Source organism: Peribacillus acanthi (assembly GCF_003073175.1).
Lineage (GTDB): Bacteria > Bacillota > Bacilli > Bacillales > DSM-1321 > Bacillus_BN > Bacillus_BN acanthi.
Genome location: NZ_QBBX01000028.1, coordinates 1 through 1,777 on the forward strand (window position 1 = coordinate 1; position 1,777 = coordinate 1,777).

General features: G+C 39.7%; 3 protein-coding genes. 1 reads left to right on the forward strand and 2 read right to left on the reverse strand.

Annotated features, from left to right (window positions below; all coding sequences use genetic code 11):
* Nucleotides 1–96: 96 nt before the first annotated feature.
* Nucleotides 97–354 (reverse strand): FCD domain-containing protein, encoded by a 258-nt coding sequence (locus DBX25_RS21680; RefSeq protein WP_276309643.1) that lies wholly within the window; start codon nt 352–354, stop codon nt 97–99.
* Complete coding sequence (locus DBX25_RS19150; RefSeq protein ID WP_276309644.1) at nt 314–784, reverse strand: FadR/GntR family transcriptional regulator; 471 nt, start codon at nt 782–784, stop codon at nt 314–316. The genes DBX25_RS21680 and DBX25_RS19150 overlap by 41 nt, the downstream gene beginning before the upstream one ends.
* A gap of 244 nt (nt 785–1,028) precedes the next feature.
* Between DBX25_RS19150 and DBX25_RS21530 the strand changes: the two genes are divergently transcribed.
* A partial coding sequence (locus DBX25_RS21530; RefSeq protein WP_240620425.1) for an FAD-binding oxidoreductase occupies nt 1,029–1,777 on the forward strand: 749 nt, incomplete at its 3' end.

Here is a 1,777-nt window from a genome sequence, read left to right on the forward strand (position 1 = left end):
TTAGCCCTCTTGAATTTAGGGCTAAAGCCGCTTAAATCATTTTTATTATTTCCAATGTCTACTTTACAGGGGTCAGTTCAAATGAAACGATAATGCCTAATTTTGTTCTTCCCCAATATGGCTTAACAGTGACTCTGATAATTCTCTTCGTACTTTGGTGATATGCTTTTCCATCAATTGGTTAGCAAAAATCCCGTCACCTGAAGCAATCGCGATATAAATTTCCTTATGTTCATCGATTGTTTCTTGCAATCGGTCTGGATCGTATAGTCGATGCCTGCGGGTAGTTTGGATTGTACCATGCATTTGTTCGCTAAGGGTTTCGCTTGATATAGATTGAATTGTGTGATGCACGAACGATATTCAAATGAAAACTGATGTCCGCTTGAAGTCCAGATGCTTCATCATCTTTAGCTTGATTCATCATCTGCAGAGCTTCACGAATCCGTGCCAGATCCTCTGATGAAGCTTTTTGCGAAGCTAGATGGACACATTCAACTTCGAGAACACGACGTAGGTCTAGCATTTCATAAATCAGGTTTATCTCTGCATCGAGGATGGATGAAGAAAGCTCGTCTCCAGCTTTACGTATATGGGCTAGCTTGATAAAGCTCCCGCTGCCTTGTTTTATCTCAATAAACCCATCGATTTTAAGTTTCCGTAGTGCTTCTCTAACCGATGTCCTGCTTATATTAAAAAGGCTTGCCAACTCTCTTTCCGTTGGAAGCTTGTCACCAGGCTTTAATTCACCATTCAAATAATTTTCCTGTATTTGATCAACCATTACTTGATATGCTTTTTTCTATTGCTGCGCTGGAATCATCCATTTCACTCCTCAAGTACACACCCTGTAAACGCTTTAATCATACTAAAACACTATGTTTCTATCAATAATAAAAACTATTTAAATTATAGATTTTTTCTGACTATTTAGTACAATAGAAAAAAGGTTGGACCAATTTAAGTGTAAAAATAAATTGGTATGACTTAATTTAAAGACATATAGAATCAAATAAGGGGAAAATATCATGACAACTACAAACTTGAATTTGATTGCTGAATTAAGAAGCATTCTTCCGGAAGGTCAAGTCTCTATTAATCAAACGATTTTAGAACAGCATAGCAAGGATGAATCCTATCATACACCTAGTTTGCCCGACATCGTTGTGTTTCCGACAACGACAGAAGAAGTCAGCAAGATTATGAAAATAGCATCTCAGTTCAAAGTGCCAATCGTGCCATTTGGAAGAGGCACTAGCTTAGAAGGACATGTGATTCCTTATGGCCACGGGATTACGATTGATTTTTCCCTCATGGATAAAATACTAGAAATCAGGGAAAATGACTTTCTCGTCAAGGTTCAACCAGGAGTCACCCGAACACAGTTAAATAAAGAGCTGAAAAAATATGGGCTGTTTTTTTCTGTGGATCCAGGGGCAGATGCAACACTTGGAGGCATGGCTGCTACGAATGCCAGTGGAACTACATCTGTTAGATACGGGGTCATGCGTGATCAAGTACGAGATTTAGAGGTTGTGCTTGCAGATGGAATGGTGATACATACTGGGAATCTAGCGGAAAAGTCCTCATCAGGGTACAACTTAAACGGACTATTTGTTGGCTCGGAGGGTACGCTTGGTTGCTTTACTGAATTGACGCTTAAAGTATATGGCATACCTGAATATACTCTAGCTGGTAGAGCGTCTTTCTCAACAGTCCATGATGCAGTCTCAGCAGTTGTGGGGATATTGCAAGCGGGCATCCCAATTGCACGTTG

What these genes read in the sequence shown, in the direction of transcription:
- DBX25_RS19150 (WP_276309644.1), bottom strand. Translation starts at nt 784, where the DNA reads ATGGTTGATCAAATACAGGAAAATTATTTGAATGGTGAATTAAAGCCT.